Source organism: Rhodococcus oxybenzonivorans, assembly GCF_003130705.1.
In the GTDB taxonomy this organism is placed as follows: domain Bacteria; phylum Actinomycetota; class Actinomycetes; order Mycobacteriales; family Mycobacteriaceae; genus Rhodococcus_F; species Rhodococcus_F oxybenzonivorans.
In genome coordinates this window covers 663,418-677,928 of sequence record NZ_CP021355.1, presented here as the reverse complement: position 1 = coordinate 677,928, position 14,511 = coordinate 663,418, and the positions used below count along the sequence as shown (strand labels likewise).

Below are 14,511 nucleotides of genomic sequence, written 5' to 3'. Positions count from 1 at the left end.
CTCCTTGGGAAGGACCTTCTCGATGCCCGCCACCGCCCGCACCACCAGATCATCCGCGCACCTGCTGCAGCGGATCATCCAACTGTGCGCGGTCATGATTCTGGTGGGGCTCAGCGCCCTGTGCGGGCAGGCCACCGCCCACGCCGCGGGCTTCAACTGCAAGGACGTGCCGGCACCGCAGTCCCCGAACTCGGCGGCGCCGGCGTTCTTCGACTCCGGATCGGTTAACAAGCCCACGGAATCCCAACTGTCGGGCACCGGGTACGGCGGCCACGGCTGGGCAGGTCTGACGTGGCACATCTACGACCTCGGCTGCGGTGAAGACATCACCGGGGTATCGCTGGTGCGCAACAAGACCGACATCGGAAACACCTTCCTCACCATCGGGCAATCATTCGCTGCCGCGGCGTTCTGGCTCGACGAGCAGGCCAACACCCCCGCCGAAGGCCGCGAGACCGGACGGCAGGGAGCGATCGCGCAGTTCGACGAGATCGTGCTCGCGGTCTCCGACTCGTTGCGGCCGACCGTCTACGGGCCGTGGCTCGGGCTGGGGGTGGCCGCGGCCGGGCTGATCATCCTCTACCGCGGTCTGCGATCAGATGCCCCAGCGGTGTTCCGGCAGCTTGCGATCGGTGCCGGCGCGCTGGCGATCGGTGGGTTGATGGTCGGTGCACCAGCGAAGGCGATCCAGATCTCCGACGAGACGTTCAGCGCGCTGATCACGAAAACTCAGGGCGAGATTTTCAACTCTGCGGGCATGACCGATGACCCGCGGTTGGTGATCACCGACCGAATCATCATCCCGGACGTGCAGCGAGGCTATTTCGGGTCAAACGCATCTAGCCGGACGCTCGATGATCTGTGGCCGAAGCTGCGGGAGTCAATCGCCTACACCTACGACGAGCAGGCCAGAATTCAGGCCGACAACGCGGCACAGAAGGAGATCGACGAGGCCAAGGCCGAGAAGTTCCGGCGGGAGGTCGTCGAACCGTTGGAGAGCAAGGGGCTCTCGTTCTACACCTTTCAAGGCAAAGACAGCAGCCGGGTCTCGACCGGGTTCCTGTCGATGGTCAAGACCTCGATGCCCTCCTTCTTGTGGATCGGTTCCTCGGTGTTGAAACTCTCGGCGCTTCTGGCGATCCGGCTGGCGATCGTCACCGCACCGGTGTGGGTTCCGCTCGCCATCGTCTCCGGATCGATCCTGATCCGTGTCGGACGCATCCTCGGCGGGATTTACCTGTGGGCGGTAGCCGCTGCGGTGCTGATGTCGGTCTACCTGCTGATCTTGATCAAGCTGTACCGCAATGATGCGGTCGACGGAACCTGGCGGCTGTGGTTCCTGGTCATCCTCACCATCGTCTTCTGGATGTTGTTGCGCCCGTTCAAACGGCTCGCACAGACCGTTACCCAGTCGCATCGCGGCATGATCGGCGGGGCGATGGACCGGCACAAGCACGGCTCCTGGAAGCAGAAACTGCTCACCGCCAGCTCGATGGTCACCAACCCCGCCATGGGACTGGCCGAGAAGAGCCTCGAACTCGCCCGCGCCGGCACCAACCGCGCCGCCGACGGTGCCGGTCGGCAGTGGTCCGACATGATCGGCGGCAACAAGCCCCCGATCGTCCGGCAAGAAGGACGAGCACTGTCGGCCGCACGCACCGACGACTACCGCGACCGCGCCCGCCAAGCACAACTGGCCGCCCTACGCAGCGGCGACCGTGGAGCGATGGCCGATCTGCGTAAAACGTCCCCGGACAGGCCCGAGTCCGGCACCCGGCTACCCGGTGTCGACCTCACCGCCGACCAAGCCGGCGGCAACGGAAGCACCGGACTCGCAGACCTGCGCAAACACACCCCCGCAACGGGTTTCACCGACGGTTTCGAGGCCCTCGACACCGATGACAGTGAGATCTTCGTTGCCCGTCAGGACACGACCCGGTGGGACGGCGGACCGGACGCGGTCATCGCACCGACCACCATCTACCGGCCGAATGAGGATGCGGAAGCGACTGGAAAGGCGAAGCGTCCGTGGGTGTCGAACACCCGGCCCGCACCGGCCTCTGCCACGGCGGTGGCGGGGCCCGCGAGCAGCGATCTGCCCGGCGCTCGATTGCGTGAGGACACCGCGTCGGAGCAGTCGACGGAAGTGCTCGACCGGCCGAATCGGGAGCTGGGAGTGAGCTGGTGAGAACCGTCAACCCGATTACCACCGCGATCCGCAGCTGGGTCCTGCGCAGTCCCGGCCGACTCGCCAGCGGGATCGCAATTATGGTCGCGCTCCTCTACCTCGCCCGCCTGATGATCACCACAGTCACCGGGACAGCCGGCGACACGGCAGAGCCACTCGCGAACGCGGCGAACACCCACACCACGCCGGTGGCCACCCCGACCGCCGCAGCCAAGGAGATCACCGAGACTGAAGTCGCGTCGATGCCAACCAGCTCGATCGGTCGTAGTCCCGCAACGGCGGCGATGTATTACGCACACGAGTTCGTCGACACCACCGCATCGCCAACTCAGTGGGCGGTCGCGCTCAGCCGTGTCACCCGCCCCGAGCGCGTCAATGACACCCTTGCGGCGGCTCGGCCGACCGCTCCGGTGTCGATTCTCGGGCCGACGCGCACCCTGTCAGGGACCGGCACCACCGGAACGACCGTGGAGATCGACACCAGTGCCGGGACCATGACGATCGCGGTCACCGCCACTGACGACGGCTGGCGGGTCGACTCCCCCCTCCCGACGCTCGACCTCGACGACGTGGCCGCGGCTCTCGCCACCCCGCGCACCACCACGCCGTCACCCGTCACCGCACCCAGCCCGGAGCGCACCCCCGAGCACCAATTGTCTTCGGAGTCTGCTCCACCCGCGCAGCAGGCCACCGTCCTCGCCCCCGTGCCGGTCCCCGGCCCCATCCCAATCCCCGAACTCGACACGCCTCTGCCAGGCCCGATCGCATGACCGCTCGGCGTCTGACCGCGGCTGCACTTGCCGCGTCATTCACCATCGGGATGGCCAGCGCCTGCACCGGCGGGGCGATCATCGACCTGCCCAAGCCATGCCGGCCCGCCCACTCCGATTCCGGGGGCACGCGCGCAGACAGCACACCCGACGATCCGCCGGCGGCCGCGCTGATCCCGTCCGGGCCGATCCAGCATCCCACCGCACCGGGGACCACCAGGTTCACCTCCGGTTTCGGACCCCGATGGGGGGCGATGCACAACGGTGTCGACTTCGCAGGCCCGGTCGGTACCCCGATCTACGCCGCCCTCGACGGCCTCGTCGTCGCCGCCGGTTCGAGCGGTGAAGGTCCCGGTGTCGGTTTCGAGAACTGGATCATCATCGACTCCGCGGTCGACGGCCGGCCGGTCTCCACGGTCTACGGGCACATGTACGCCAACGGGATCCACGTCAAACCCGGGCAGAGCGTCAAGGCCGGCGACCACATCGCCGACGTCGGTAACGCCGGCGGATCGACCGGGCCACACCTGCACTTCGAATACTGGGAAGGCGGCCGCCTGCAGGACGGCACCGCAATCGACCCTATGCCCAAGCTCGGCGGCGTCCCTGCACCATCCGGACGGGACTCGAGCACACCGGGATCGACCATCTCTCTCATGGCCGCATCCACCCCACTCGACTGCGGCAAGGGCTTCGGCACCGCGGGCGGCGGCGACCTCAAACCCGGCAGTGTCCCAACCGCATTCGAAGAATGGTTCCGCAAGGGCGGATCGCTGTGCCCCCAGATCAGCCCGGCATTGCTCGCTGCGGACACCAAAGCCGAGAGCGGGTTCCGCGCTGTCACCAGCCCCGCAGGAGCGAAAGGCTACACCCAGTTCATGGATGGCACCTGGGCCGTGTACGGCCGCGACGACGACGGCAACGGCAGAGTGTCTCAAGCGGATGTCGGGGATGCGGTGATGGCTCAGGGCCGCTACTTCTGTGAGATCGCGCGATCGGTCGACAGCTGGATCGCCGACGGCTCCGTGAAGGGCGATCCACTCTCGCTCTACATCGCCAGCTACAACGCCGGCGAGGGTGCCATCAAGCGAGCCGGTGGGATGCCCTCCGGTGGTGACTATTCCAGCGAAACCCGCCCGTACGTGCAGAAAGTCCTCTCCTACATTCCCCAGTTCGAGCAACCTGGCGGCCGCGGCGAGTTCGTCCCCTCCCCCACCGCCGGCGGCAGCAATGTCGTCGAGGCCGCCGGCCAGTACTTCGGCACCCCGTATGTGTGGGGCGGCGGCGGCGCGGGTGGCCCGTCCGATGGCGGGTTCGACTGCTCTGGCCTGACCCAGTACGCCTATGCCCGGGCCACCGGGGGCAAGACCATCCTTCCCCGTACCTCCGAGGACCAATGGAAGGTGGGCACTGAAATCCCGATCTCCCAGGCCAAGCCCGGGGACCTCGTTTTCGGATCCTGGGCGGCCGGCGGTCCGGGCCACGTCGGTATCTACGCCGGGAACGGGCAGATGGTTCACGCACCCACCACCGGTGACGTCGTCAAACAAGCACAGGTGATGGCCGACATGCGCTCCCGCCGTATGTGACCCAGGAGGAGAGGAACCATGCGCAAAACCTCGATCGTGCTCATAGTGATTATCGCCGCAGTCGCGGTACTGCTCTACTCCTGCCGCGGCGACGGCAACCCCTCAGGTAACGCGACACCGCAAAGCACCACGACCGCACCGACCCCTGCACCGGAAATGGGCACCAGCGCATTTCAGCGACCGGAACCGACATCGCCGGAGGAAGTCGCCCGCCGGGCGATGACCGTCACATTCACCTGGGCCCCTGCCACCGACGAGAGCCCCACCAGCGGATTCCGTCGCGCGACACAGTGGTTCACACCGGCCCTGGCTGCACGCCTCACTTCCGATGTCCGGTACGAGCGCGGACCCAGCCTGCAATGGCAGCAATGGAGCAACGACAACGCCCGGGTCATCGCCGACGTCGCCATCGGTTGCTCCGGCTGCCCACCCGACACCGACACCACCGCTCACCGGGTGGCCACAATCACCCAAACCGCGGTCATCGGCGACACTCCCCACCCCGTCGAGCCCGAGATTACAGTTTGGCTCACCCTTACCGAAGCAGACGGCCGATGGTTGATCGATAACCTCACCTACTGAACGCAACCGAACGAGCGAGGGGGAACCTTGAAGTACCGCGTCACTACAGCTTTGACGGCCATGGTGCTCGCCACCGCGGTCATCGCGGGGTGCGGCAGCAACTCGAACGACGACACCGGATCACAACCGACACCCACGATCGACACCACTACCCAGGTCGTCGATCCCTTCGTCGACGACACCGCCGACGGACAGCAGAAGGAAACCGTCACCCGCATCATCGCTCTCGGCAACGAGCGGAAGGCGCCTGACAACGCCATCATCGCGGCTCTCGTCGCCTCACGAGCTGAAGGATTCTGGCGGGTCCACCACTCCGGCTCGGCAGGACGGAACCTCTTCGGATGGAGCCAGAAGTGGGACAACCGACCTGCCCTCGACGCCGGAGCCGTCACGGACGCAATCCAGACCTTCTATGCAGGTGCGGATAGCCAAGGGGAAGCCGCAAAGAACGGCAACCCGGTCGACTACGCCGTGGCGATCCAGCTGTCCGACCACTTCGGCGGCCGTACGTACTTCGAAGACCGCGAAGCCTACGACGACAACATGTCCTATCTCGGCACCGAAGACAAGGTCCGCAGCGCATACGCCGAGGCACTGCCCTACGCACGTGCGGCTTTCTACGAGTTGAACTAGCTGCGAGATCAGCGGCGCTAGAGGTTGATCGGGGCCCATCAGCACGATCGCGACCACAGTGCAGGGCGGGCACATAGCGAAATCCTCACAGGACCGCGGGACTGGCGTCCTTCGCTTGTGGAGACAGCCGTTGATCGTCTCGTCACCCGAGTGGACTGTTGTGTCCAGCGTGATTACAGCATCGACTTACTCGGTCGGTGGCGCATCGCAATGCCTCGAGGGGCCGAACCGAGTCTGGCGGCGGACCTGCCAGCCGTCCTGGATTTCGAGAGCGTCACGTATTGGCGCTGCTCACCCGATCGCGCACGCCGACAGGCTCTTCAGTGACCGTAACCTCTTCCAATGGTTTTTGTTTAGCTGGCGCTCGTTGGGATGACATAACACCGAGGTAGACCCCGCCGGCGACTAACAAAAACCCAGCTGCTGCACCAATCCCGGGACCATAGACGGTGCCCCATTGAATTTGCCGCTTGTATGCGACGGCTCGTTCCACCTGTTCATCGACGCTTTGCTCGTCGAGCATCGTTGTGACATCAATGATGGTGACTGGGTCCGGATCGTCGATGTCGGATCCAAAGTGCTGGTTGTAATGCTGTCGTACCTGGACAATTGCACCGGAAACCGGTTCGACCCAGAGATCCCGAGTGACGCCGTAGACGCGCTTCAGGGACACCGAGTCCGTTCCGGTTCTCCCCCAGTTCACCGCCGGAAGTGTGATAGCACCCCCGATCGAGGTCGGCTCGATCCTTTGGTGAAACTGGTAGACCGGGAGGCCCTTAATCTCGGTCTCTTTCACAAAGTCGATGGCGCGACTTGAGCGCAGGGTCGTATCAAAGTAGGGGTAGGAGAGCTTCTTTGTGTCGAAGGGGAACTTAAACTGGAGTCCCTCGTGAGCAACTGGCTCCGCCGGCTTATCGAGCGAAGACTGGATGGATCCAGAGGGCTCCGAAACAGCGTAACCGGTTCGCCTATCGACGGTAGTTCGGTCGACGCTTGCATTGATCACTGAGCGTGGTCCGTTCCGGTCATCCCGCGTCATCTGCACGGCAGACTGCAGAGTCACGGTATTTGAATCGGACGGATCTTGGACAGTGACCCGTTGGTTGACAGTGATCGGTACTGTGGGATCGATCTCCAGCTTGCCCTTCGTCAGAGCGGCCGCATTGAGCAGTTGCGCAGAACCGGTGGAGACCGTGTCCGCCTCAACGTCCAGGGGAATCTTAACGAGCTGACTCGCGGCGTATGTCGGAGCGAGCGCGCTCATCGTTAGCAGCAAGGTACCTGCCATGATGGCCGCACAAGCGGTGCCGTGACGAGACAGACGGAGGCTGATCGGCATTCGGGCGATCCTAGTCGAGACCGCGTGGAACTTCTCATGGGCGCCGCCCGCCCCCCGACTGGGCGTACTCGCGCCAGACGACTACCGTTGTCTGTCGGCATCGCGGGGGATGCTGACGGCAGGAGGTTCCGGGAGTGGCACATAGAGCGGCAGTTACACGTGCCGTCGATCACCTGTTCCGCATTGCGGTGGGCGACGAAGCACGATCATTGACCGGCATGGCGAATGCTCTCGCGCGCGATCGCGGACGGCCACTGTTGATTCATGAGGGCCCCGACCTGCCGTCCCGAGTGTTCGGCCAATGGGTACGCAACCCCGACCATGACGAAATTAAATATGCGTTGTGGGTGCATGCTCGGGAGCGAACCATCGCCCACGAACTCGGCCACATGGCACTGGGACATGTCGGCAGGCCCGCCATCGAACTGGCTACCGACTACCTTCCGCCTGAATCTCACGACCTAGCGAAACTGATGCTTCAGCGCGACTGCACGGATACACGGTCCACCGAGGAGGCCGACGCTGAAGCGTTCGCGAGCCTGCTGCTGCGACGCTTGAAAGGTAGCAGTCGGACTAGCCACAACCCTGCGGTTCGGTCACGGCTTGACGAGGCCCTCGGTTGATCACCGCGCTGGCTGCCGCACTGTTGGGCGTGGCGGCGGCAACCCGGCTGCATCGGTGGTGGTTCAGTCGTTCATGGACTCTCGCTGGTGCCGCGCTCATCCTGGCATGCATGTCACTTCACATGATGCTCAACATCCAGCCCATTGAGGAATTCGTTCAATCTTCCTTGGGCGCGGGCATGCCTGGTGCCCTCAAAATGCTGTTGGTTTATGGAATCTGTATCGGTACTGCCACCGTGTTCACGGATGTGACGAGCAAGGCCGGCCAGCGCACCAAGTTGATCCGGCTTCACGTCGCACTCTCGTTGTTCACAGCCGCCATTTCCTTCGTGTTCTTCTTCAAAACGCCATGGCCGGCGAACGTGGACAATCGCACGTTCGACAACGAGTATGCGTTCCTACCTGGATATGCCGAAGGCCTGATTCTCGCGATGGCATACCCGTTTCTGCTATGCCTGATGGTGACGGTGGTAACGATCGTCCAGGCAGACCGACATACCGTCACCGGCCGTGGATTGCTCTTGATCTGTCCGGGGGCTGCAATCCTGACTGCATACGCCGCCCTTCGAATCGGATACCTGGTCGCCACGCGCTACGGACTGATGGAGCCGACACCCACACCGTTCGCCATCTCCCGTACGCTCGCCCTGACCGGCGTGCTACTCATCGCCGCAGGAGTACTTACTGCCCTGGCGATGAACTGGATTGGAGCCCGGGCTGCGCTCAAGCAGTTCTCCGACCTTCGAGCCGAGCTGCTGACGCGGTGGCCGAACGCCGAACGAGAATCGAAACGCGGCAGTAGCGCCGCCGAGCAAGTCGACGACCGAGCAGCTGAGCTACTTGATGCTCTTAGCCTGGAAGTCGATCACAGTGGGATGCCGCCGGGCGAACCTCTTCCCCAGCCGTTGGCCGTCGACGCAATCACCGAATGGCTCGTCACCGGTCGACTTCCCGACCGATTGGGATACAACAGCTTTTTCTTAGATCCCGGAACCACTGACACCATGTGGGCGTGCATGTTGGGCAACGCTTATCGAATCGCCCACGCGGACAAACGAGAGATGGCCTTGGAGCAATGACGGAGATCGATTTTCGGGACCGCCGTACTGTAACCGATATGGCCGCACGCGTACTGACTGAAGTCGGTGCCCCGTGGGTCATCAATATCGTGACGTCGATGGTGATTGGTTTTTCCGTCGGCACCGCGGGCTGGGGCGCGTTCGTTGCGCTGTGTACGGGAGTCGTCCCGATGGCCGTCATTCTGTTCGGGATGCGGAGGTCGCGGATAGGCGACCACCATGTCACCCAGATCAACGAGCGACATCTCTTGATCGTCGTGCTTCTGGTTGTTGCGGTGGGTGGTTTGATCATTCAGATCCTCGGGCACGCACCGATCGAGATGATCGCGTTCATGTCGGCGGGCCTGGTGGCACTGGGAGTCGCCGCGGTCATCACGAGCATTTTCCACTGGAAGGTAAGCGTCCATACCGGCGTTTCAGCCGGTGTGACCGTTGTGTTGGCTCTGGCGGTGTCACCGTGGTGGCTGCTGGCGTTGGTCTTCACACCATTGGTGGGATGGTCCCGGGTCCATCTCGGGGACCACACGAAAGGTCAGGTCGTTGTCGGTTCGATCGCGGGCGCCGTCGCTGCTGGTATGACCTACGCATTAATTGCTTAGGACTAGTCCTCGTCGCTGGTCAGCTTCCGAAATGGGTCGTAGGTCCTGGCCGCGACACGCTGATCCTGTGAATCTCGTAGGTTCTGAATCCATTCAATCTGCTGCCTGATTTCTTGATAGGTCTCTTCGTCCCCGAAGTAGTCCATCGGCACACGGAATACCCGACAGATGTCTCGGACTGTCTCCAAGCCGGGCGACGATCGCTTCCCACTGAGCAACTGCGACATGTAACCAGTAGTCATCTTGCTGCCGCTGAACCGGAGCATATCGACGACCTCGGTCTGTGTGTATGGGCCCCGGTCCTTCGGGTGGACGGTGTCAAAGAGATAGCGAAGCCTTTCAGCGAAGCTGCTCATCGTTCCTGCCCAACCCTTCAACCTTTTAGCCCGGATTGACCCGTAGGTACAGGCAACACTCTTGACTACCCGCATTCTCGCAACAGCACAGATCTTTCGCAACTTGCAATTGTAAGTTGCGAAACGTAGCCTGATCCCTGGTCTAAGACGGACGTCACCATCGGAAAGAATGTGATGTGGCCAGATTCTGGAATAAGCAGTGGTAGAGAGCGGATTGACGCCGACCTGCACACGATTCACACAGAGCGAACACGCCCGACAATCAACCGGCTGGATACCGCCGCCGCAGCGATCGGTTGCGTAGGGTCACGCCGGGGTGCCAGCAGGCCGATTCCGTGCGCGCTCGTATGCGGCGCGGTAGACACTTTCGGACACGCCCAGAGCCGCCGAGAGTTTCCGGGCATTGTCTTCCGTCAACGCCGCCTGCCCACGCTCGACCTGAGCCACCGTCGTGGTGCTGACCTCCGCCAGTTTTCCGAGTTGCGGCTGCAGCAAACCCGCAAGAACTCGCCAATCGCCTGGGAGTCGCTCCGCCTCCGGAACAATGACGATATCGCTGATCTTCGCGCCAAGGGCGTCGGCGACCCGCTTGAGAAGGTCTACCTGTGGCGACGTTGCTCCCGTTTCCCACTGGTAGAGGGTCGCGTGCCCGATACCCGCTACGCGAGCGAGTTCGGGCCGACTCAGGCCGGAGCGCTCACGACGTGCCTTGAGCCGAGAAGGATCGAATCCGCGCATCACCCGTCGGCTCACCGAAACACTCCGTCCATCACTCCTGGACACCTTGCACTATCCCCCTTACGATCACTTCAGTACACAGTTTTGCCTCACGGAAATAGATCAAATATGACTCCGCCAACCAAGAAGGGTCGGTGATCTAACAGAAGGGCCCCCGCCCGGTTACCGCCGGGCGGGGGCCTGAACCGAACAGGGTTGCCGCCCTGATCAGCGTATTTCTTCAGCTAGCAGAATGGAGATCTGCCAATGCAAACGATAGGCGACGTCGGCGGAAGTGTCGACGAGACTGACGTGTTGAGTTGGACAACTGCTCAACTTCGACGATTCATTCGTGCCCACGACTCAGCGTGCGGATGCCTTACAGGTACTGAGCGCTGCGCGGTGTACCGCGCAGCGCACGAAGAGGCCTTCTTCCGCCGGCTCAGCACAAACCTTCCCGATCGCGTCGACGGGCTTCAGGCCACCGACGGCCGTCTCCCGTGCGCGCGCAATCCACGCGGATGGGACACCGACGTCGCGAGCACAGGTCAACTCTTGGCCGCGATCGACACCTGCAAAAGTTGCCCGTTCTTTGCGAGTTGCGAGGAGCAGGCGCAGGTCGGCCCAGCACGATCGATGGTGTGGGCCGCGGTGGCTTATGACCGCGACGGCGAGCCGATCAAAATCTCCGCGCTGTCGGCGTGGGTGCGAACGCGGGACGGCATCCGTCTCCGCGACCAGAAGCAGCCCTTCCCGGTCCCTACTCTCTCTGTAGCGCAGAGAATGTCGACGCCAGCGCGGTGGGCGTCGTGATTGCGCCGTGGGATGTAGATGACAGGCCTTATGGGGCGATGTTCGATGCGCAGTGTGAGTGCGTGCAGCACCCGCGATTCGAGACCTGCTGCGCGGATACGGTGACGATAGCGGCCGGTGGGGATCCGAAACCTTCAGTGATCCGGGCGGGTGTTGGAGATCGCCACGTCGGAACATTGATCGCCACCGATCGTGAGCTTCGGATGCACTACAACCGCGGCGAGGGGCAACGAGTAGTCGAACGGGGGTCGGCGGCATGATCCGGCTTTCTGACCGCGTCCTTCTCATGGCGACCGGCGAGGTCGAGTGCCCTGGAACAGAAGGGCCCGCTTCACTGCGTTGGGGGTGGCTCGCTGATCTTTACACTCACCCGGTGTGGGGTCTCACCACCGTTCCCGGCTTCTGCACGCCCGTGGGATACACCATGGCCGCGTTGTGCCGCGCCACTCCGACCGGACCCGTCGACTCTCTCACTGTCCGGTGGGAGGCGATGGAGCGGCTGGCTGCGATCGGCGCCGGCCGCGCTCAGTCAGCGGCTATGTACGCCTGGTCTGCGGTCGCCGATTCCGTCGTCGACGCCCGCGACTACCTGGGCGGCCATCAGTTCAGTGGTGCGGAAGCTGTCGCCGCCGTCTTCTGGGCGCATCTGGCCGCGAAACCAGGGGTTGTCGCCGAGATGTGTATCGCCGCGGCGATCGAGTCGTGGAACTTACGCCTGCATTACCCCGCGACGAGAGGGGCGGTCGCATGACGGGTGTTACCGCCACCGACCGCCACGGGCGAACGTGGGAGCTCATCGCGATGGACAGCATCATGTGCGCGCTACTCGTCGCCGACGCGGGCAGGTCGACCGTGATGTCCGCCGCGGATCTTATCGACACGCATGGTCCAGTCCGGCTCTCGCCAGGCGGGTCTCGTCTCAGTGCGGGATCATGCGATGCGCTTGTGGACGTTGTCGATCTTGTCGCATCCGATCCTGAAACAGCGACCGTCGAGCAGATCCGTGAGGTCGCCGTCGCGGCGCGCCTGTTGCTTGGTGTGCAGTCGGTGCCGCGGTCGCCGTAACTGGTTGGGCTGCAGCCATAACCGCGTTTTTGTAATCCCTTTCAGCGACCCGCGCGAAACCCCCACTGTTCACGTGGCGGCCGTCGTGGATCGGCACTCACACATGCCCACAGTAAGGCGATGCCATTGACCGAGTAGCAACAGCGCAACCCCGAAACACAAATAACAGTGCGCAGACCGCAGAAACAAGAAAACCCCCTTGGTGGGGGTGGTTTCGGATTCACGAACCGCTCCGCGGCATTTCGTTGAGGAGGACTTGCCGGTCCTCCTCAACCAAGAGGGTGAAGGCCTTGCCGGGCCGTCACATTCTCTGAGGTGAGTGGCGAAAGTTCAGACCTTTCGGCGCTCGTTCTGCATTCCCCGAAGGGACTTACCTATGGCAGGTACGTCTGATGCTAACGCATGCGCTGAACCGGCATCAACACAACTCGTTGTCACCACCCACACCACGTCATCGACACGCGCCGATACCCGCATTCCGCAGTCGGTAGAAGTCGACACCTGGGAAGCCTCCGTCCACGCCGCCACCCAAGCCATCAACCAACTCCACCAGCACAACCGCGACACCGGGCAACGCGGCCGATCCTTCACCCTCCCCACCACACCAGGACGCGAAGCCACCATCCCCGTATGGACCAGCCGCACCGAATGGCTCCGCCAACTCCGCCACCACATCACCCACATCACCACCGGCCAGACCGCACTCACCACACACAGCATCAGCATCGAACGCCTGATAGCCGTCGCCACAGCCCATGCCCGATTCGCCGATTCAGCCACCGGCCGAGGGGTCACCGCATCCCGGCAACTCATCGCGCACCACGCCGGCGTCTCACTCTCCGTCGTCAACCGCGCCCGCCGCGTCCTTAAGCAACTTCACATGGGCGTCGAACTCGAACGCGGCCGAACACTCCGCACCGCCGAATACCTGGCCGCGGAACTCCACCACGGCGGCCAACAACACCAAGCATCCTCCGTCTGGGCACTCAGCTCCCCCAAAGACGTTGTCGAGTCCACTCCCCCACGCTCGCAACAAATATCGCGCCCAAAGCGCGCCCGCACCAAACGTCCCCTCACACGCCACCGCACCCGACCCCAACGACCCACCCCCGCGGCCACCACAACAAATCCCCAGGCCACCGACGCTGACACCCTATCCCCCAGTACTTACGTTCCTTCCCATAATCTTTCGTCACGAAGTACTCACCAACGCGCACACGCGCGGCACGACACACCCACCCCACAACCCCGACCACTCCACCTCCAACGAGCGGCCGCCACACTCATCGCCTCCTCACCCGCCCTCACCGCGCACCGGCACATCGGACACATCTGCGACGCCATCCAAGCCGCTGGCATCGACACCACACACTGGACCGGCCACGACATCGCACACACCCTCGACCGCGACACCCGCGAACGCGGGTGGACCTGGCCCACCGCAAACCACATCGGCTCACCGGTCGCCCTCCTCCGCTGGCGACTCACCAACATCAACTGGACCGGACCCTCCCCCAGCCAACTCCGCACCACCGCCGACGCAACACGGCGCCGGGAACAGGCTGCTCGCCGCACCGCGATCGCACACCGCAACGCCACGCAAGCAACCCCCGAGCAGAGGGCCGCTGCACTCGCCGAGGTCCGCCGAATCCTTCACGAAACTCCGCGACATCACCGCCAGAGCGGCCAAAGGTTGGAATATCGGCGCCATCGGCGCCGTTGAAAGACGCGACGGTGTTCGACCCAATGCCCCGGGTACCACATCAGAATCGTCGCTCCGAGCGACCACTTGCCGAGAGGCGCACTGGCGGGCACCGTCACCCTGACCGGGTCAGACCTACAGCGCGTAGCGTGCCCGGGCAGGAAACGAAGCCGCTGACACCACCAGGTGCCAGCGGCTTCCCACGCCAGAGGCACTCGAAGAGCCAGGTAAGACCTGGCTCGCATCCCTGCATCAGCTCCGCCGATCCGTAACTGGACCGAACCCTCGCGTCGACACGACACGTTGAGCCCGATCGACCGGGATGACGCGTGCACGCCGTGCCCGGTGCACGCCGTGTCCGGCGCGGGCCGCCCCGTGCCGAAAGGGGCTCAGTACGCTGGGGCCAGACAGTTCTTGGACATCGGCGAGGATCCGGCCGCGAAGAGATCTCGTAGC

Annotated in this window: 15 protein-coding genes; 12 read left to right on the top strand and 3 right to left on the bottom strand. The window is 63.6% G+C overall.

From position 1 onward, the window contains the following. Positions 1-22: 22 nt before the first annotated feature. The 5 genes from CBI38_RS34220 to CBI38_RS34200 are packed head-to-tail and all read left to right on the top strand — an operon-like array spanning position 23 to position 5,762. A complete protein-coding gene (locus CBI38_RS34220) occupies positions 23-2,188 on the top strand; it encodes a hypothetical protein (RefSeq protein ID WP_109335875.1) in 2,166 nt (721 codons plus the stop codon). Then, positions 2,185-2,958, top strand: coding sequence for a hypothetical protein (locus CBI38_RS34215; RefSeq protein WP_109335874.1), 774 nt, complete (start codon positions 2,185-2,187; stop codon positions 2,956-2,958). Before CBI38_RS34220 ends, CBI38_RS34215 begins: the two co-directional genes overlap by 4 nt. After that, positions 2,955-4,547 carry a peptidoglycan DD-metalloendopeptidase family protein gene (locus tag CBI38_RS34210; RefSeq protein ID WP_109335873.1) on the top strand — a complete coding sequence of 531 codons (1,593 nt, stop codon included), beginning with the start codon at positions 2,955-2,957 and terminating at the stop codon, positions 4,545-4,547. Before CBI38_RS34215 ends, CBI38_RS34210 begins: the two co-directional genes overlap by 4 nt. Positions 4,548-4,565: 18 nt before the next feature. Next, on the top strand, positions 4,566-5,129 hold the full coding sequence (locus CBI38_RS34205) for a hypothetical protein (protein WP_109335872.1): 564 nt from the start codon (positions 4,566-4,568) through the stop codon (positions 5,127-5,129). Positions 5,130-5,156: 27 nt separating this feature from the next. Next, positions 5,157-5,762, top strand: a complete 606-nt coding sequence (locus CBI38_RS34200) for a hypothetical protein (protein WP_162603372.1) — start codon at positions 5,157-5,159, stop codon at positions 5,760-5,762. Positions 5,763-6,036: 274 nt separating this feature from the next. Here CBI38_RS34200 and pgfA read toward each other — a convergent pair whose 3' ends face one another. Next, positions 6,037-7,101 (bottom strand): cell envelope lipid trafficking protein PgfA, encoded by a 1,065-nt coding sequence (gene pgfA / locus CBI38_RS34195; protein WP_109335870.1) that lies wholly within the window; start codon positions 7,099-7,101, stop codon positions 6,037-6,039. 134 nt (positions 7,102-7,235) lie between these two features. Between pgfA and CBI38_RS34190 the strand changes: the two genes are divergently transcribed. The 3 genes from CBI38_RS34190 to CBI38_RS34180 are packed head-to-tail and all read left to right on the top strand — an operon-like array spanning position 7,236 to position 9,402. After that, positions 7,236-7,724 carry a hypothetical protein gene (locus CBI38_RS34190; protein ID WP_109335869.1) on the top strand — a complete coding sequence of 163 codons (489 nt, stop codon included), beginning with the start codon at positions 7,236-7,238 and terminating at the stop codon, positions 7,722-7,724. Beyond that, entirely contained in the window at positions 7,721-8,803 is a 1,083-nt protein-coding gene (locus CBI38_RS34185; protein WP_109335868.1) for a hypothetical protein, read from the top strand. Before CBI38_RS34190 ends, CBI38_RS34185 begins: the two co-directional genes overlap by 4 nt. Then, a complete protein-coding gene (locus CBI38_RS34180; RefSeq protein WP_230990333.1) occupies positions 8,800-9,402 on the top strand; it encodes a phosphatase PAP2 family protein in 603 nt (200 codons plus the stop codon). The genes CBI38_RS34185 and CBI38_RS34180 overlap by 4 nt, the downstream gene beginning before the upstream one ends. Before the next feature lie 2 nt (positions 9,403-9,404). Here CBI38_RS34180 and CBI38_RS34175 read toward each other — a convergent pair whose 3' ends face one another. After that, positions 9,405-9,758, bottom strand: coding sequence for a helix-turn-helix domain-containing protein (locus tag CBI38_RS34175; RefSeq protein ID WP_109335867.1), 354 nt, complete (start codon positions 9,756-9,758; stop codon positions 9,405-9,407). A gap of 306 nt (positions 9,759-10,064) precedes the next feature. Then, positions 10,065-10,511 (bottom strand): helix-turn-helix transcriptional regulator, encoded by a 447-nt coding sequence (locus tag CBI38_RS34170; protein WP_374434926.1) that lies wholly within the window; start codon positions 10,509-10,511, stop codon positions 10,065-10,067. A 366-nt stretch (positions 10,512-10,877) separates the two neighbouring features. On the opposite strand from CBI38_RS34170, the gene CBI38_RS34165 reads away from it, so the two are divergent. The 4 genes from CBI38_RS34165 (at position 10,878) to CBI38_RS34145 (ending at position 14,076) form a co-directional block, all read left to right on the top strand. Further along, the gene (locus tag CBI38_RS34165; protein ID WP_109335865.1) at positions 10,878-11,288 is read left to right on the top strand and encodes a hypothetical protein; all 411 of its coding nucleotides are present in this window, start codon (positions 10,878-10,880) and stop codon (positions 11,286-11,288) included. Positions 11,289-11,544: 256 nt separating this feature from the next. Then, positions 11,545-12,039 carry a hypothetical protein gene (locus CBI38_RS34155; RefSeq protein ID WP_109335863.1) on the top strand — a complete coding sequence of 165 codons (495 nt, stop codon included), beginning with the start codon at positions 11,545-11,547 and terminating at the stop codon, positions 12,037-12,039. After that, positions 12,036-12,353: a hypothetical protein gene (locus CBI38_RS34150; RefSeq protein WP_109335862.1), complete on the top strand. Its 318-nt coding sequence runs from the start codon at positions 12,036-12,038 to the stop codon at positions 12,351-12,353. Before CBI38_RS34155 ends, CBI38_RS34150 begins: the two co-directional genes overlap by 4 nt. 376 nt (positions 12,354-12,729) lie before the next feature. Next, positions 12,730-14,076 (top strand): Rep protein, encoded by a 1,347-nt coding sequence (locus tag CBI38_RS34145; RefSeq protein ID WP_230990332.1) that lies wholly within the window; start codon positions 12,730-12,732, stop codon positions 14,074-14,076. The last annotated feature ends 435 nt before the right edge of the window (positions 14,077-14,511 follow it).

Coding starts and splice junctions, on each gene's coding strand:
- pgfA (WP_109335870.1), bottom strand. CDS start 7,101: ATGCCGATCAGCCTCCGTCTGTCTCGTCACGGCACCGCTTGTGCGGCC.
- CBI38_RS34150 (WP_109335862.1), top strand. CDS start 12,036: ATGACGGGTGTTACCGCCACCGACCGCCACGGGCGAACGTGGGAGCTC.
- CBI38_RS34175 (WP_109335867.1), bottom strand. CDS start 9,758: ATGAGCAGCTTCGCTGAAAGGCTTCGCTATCTCTTTGACACCGTCCAC.
- CBI38_RS34180 (WP_230990333.1), top strand. CDS start 8,800: ATGACGGAGATCGATTTTCGGGACCGCCGTACTGTAACCGATATGGCC.
- CBI38_RS34145 (WP_230990332.1), top strand. CDS start 12,730: ATGGCAGGTACGTCTGATGCTAACGCATGCGCTGAACCGGCATCAACA.
- CBI38_RS34220 (WP_109335875.1), top strand. CDS start 23: ATGCCCGCCACCGCCCGCACCACCAGATCATCCGCGCACCTGCTGCAG.
- CBI38_RS34155 (WP_109335863.1), top strand. CDS start 11,545: ATGATCCGGCTTTCTGACCGCGTCCTTCTCATGGCGACCGGCGAGGTC.
- CBI38_RS34205 (WP_109335872.1), top strand. CDS start 4,566: ATGCGCAAAACCTCGATCGTGCTCATAGTGATTATCGCCGCAGTCGCG.
- CBI38_RS34210 (WP_109335873.1), top strand. CDS start 2,955: ATGACCGCTCGGCGTCTGACCGCGGCTGCACTTGCCGCGTCATTCACC.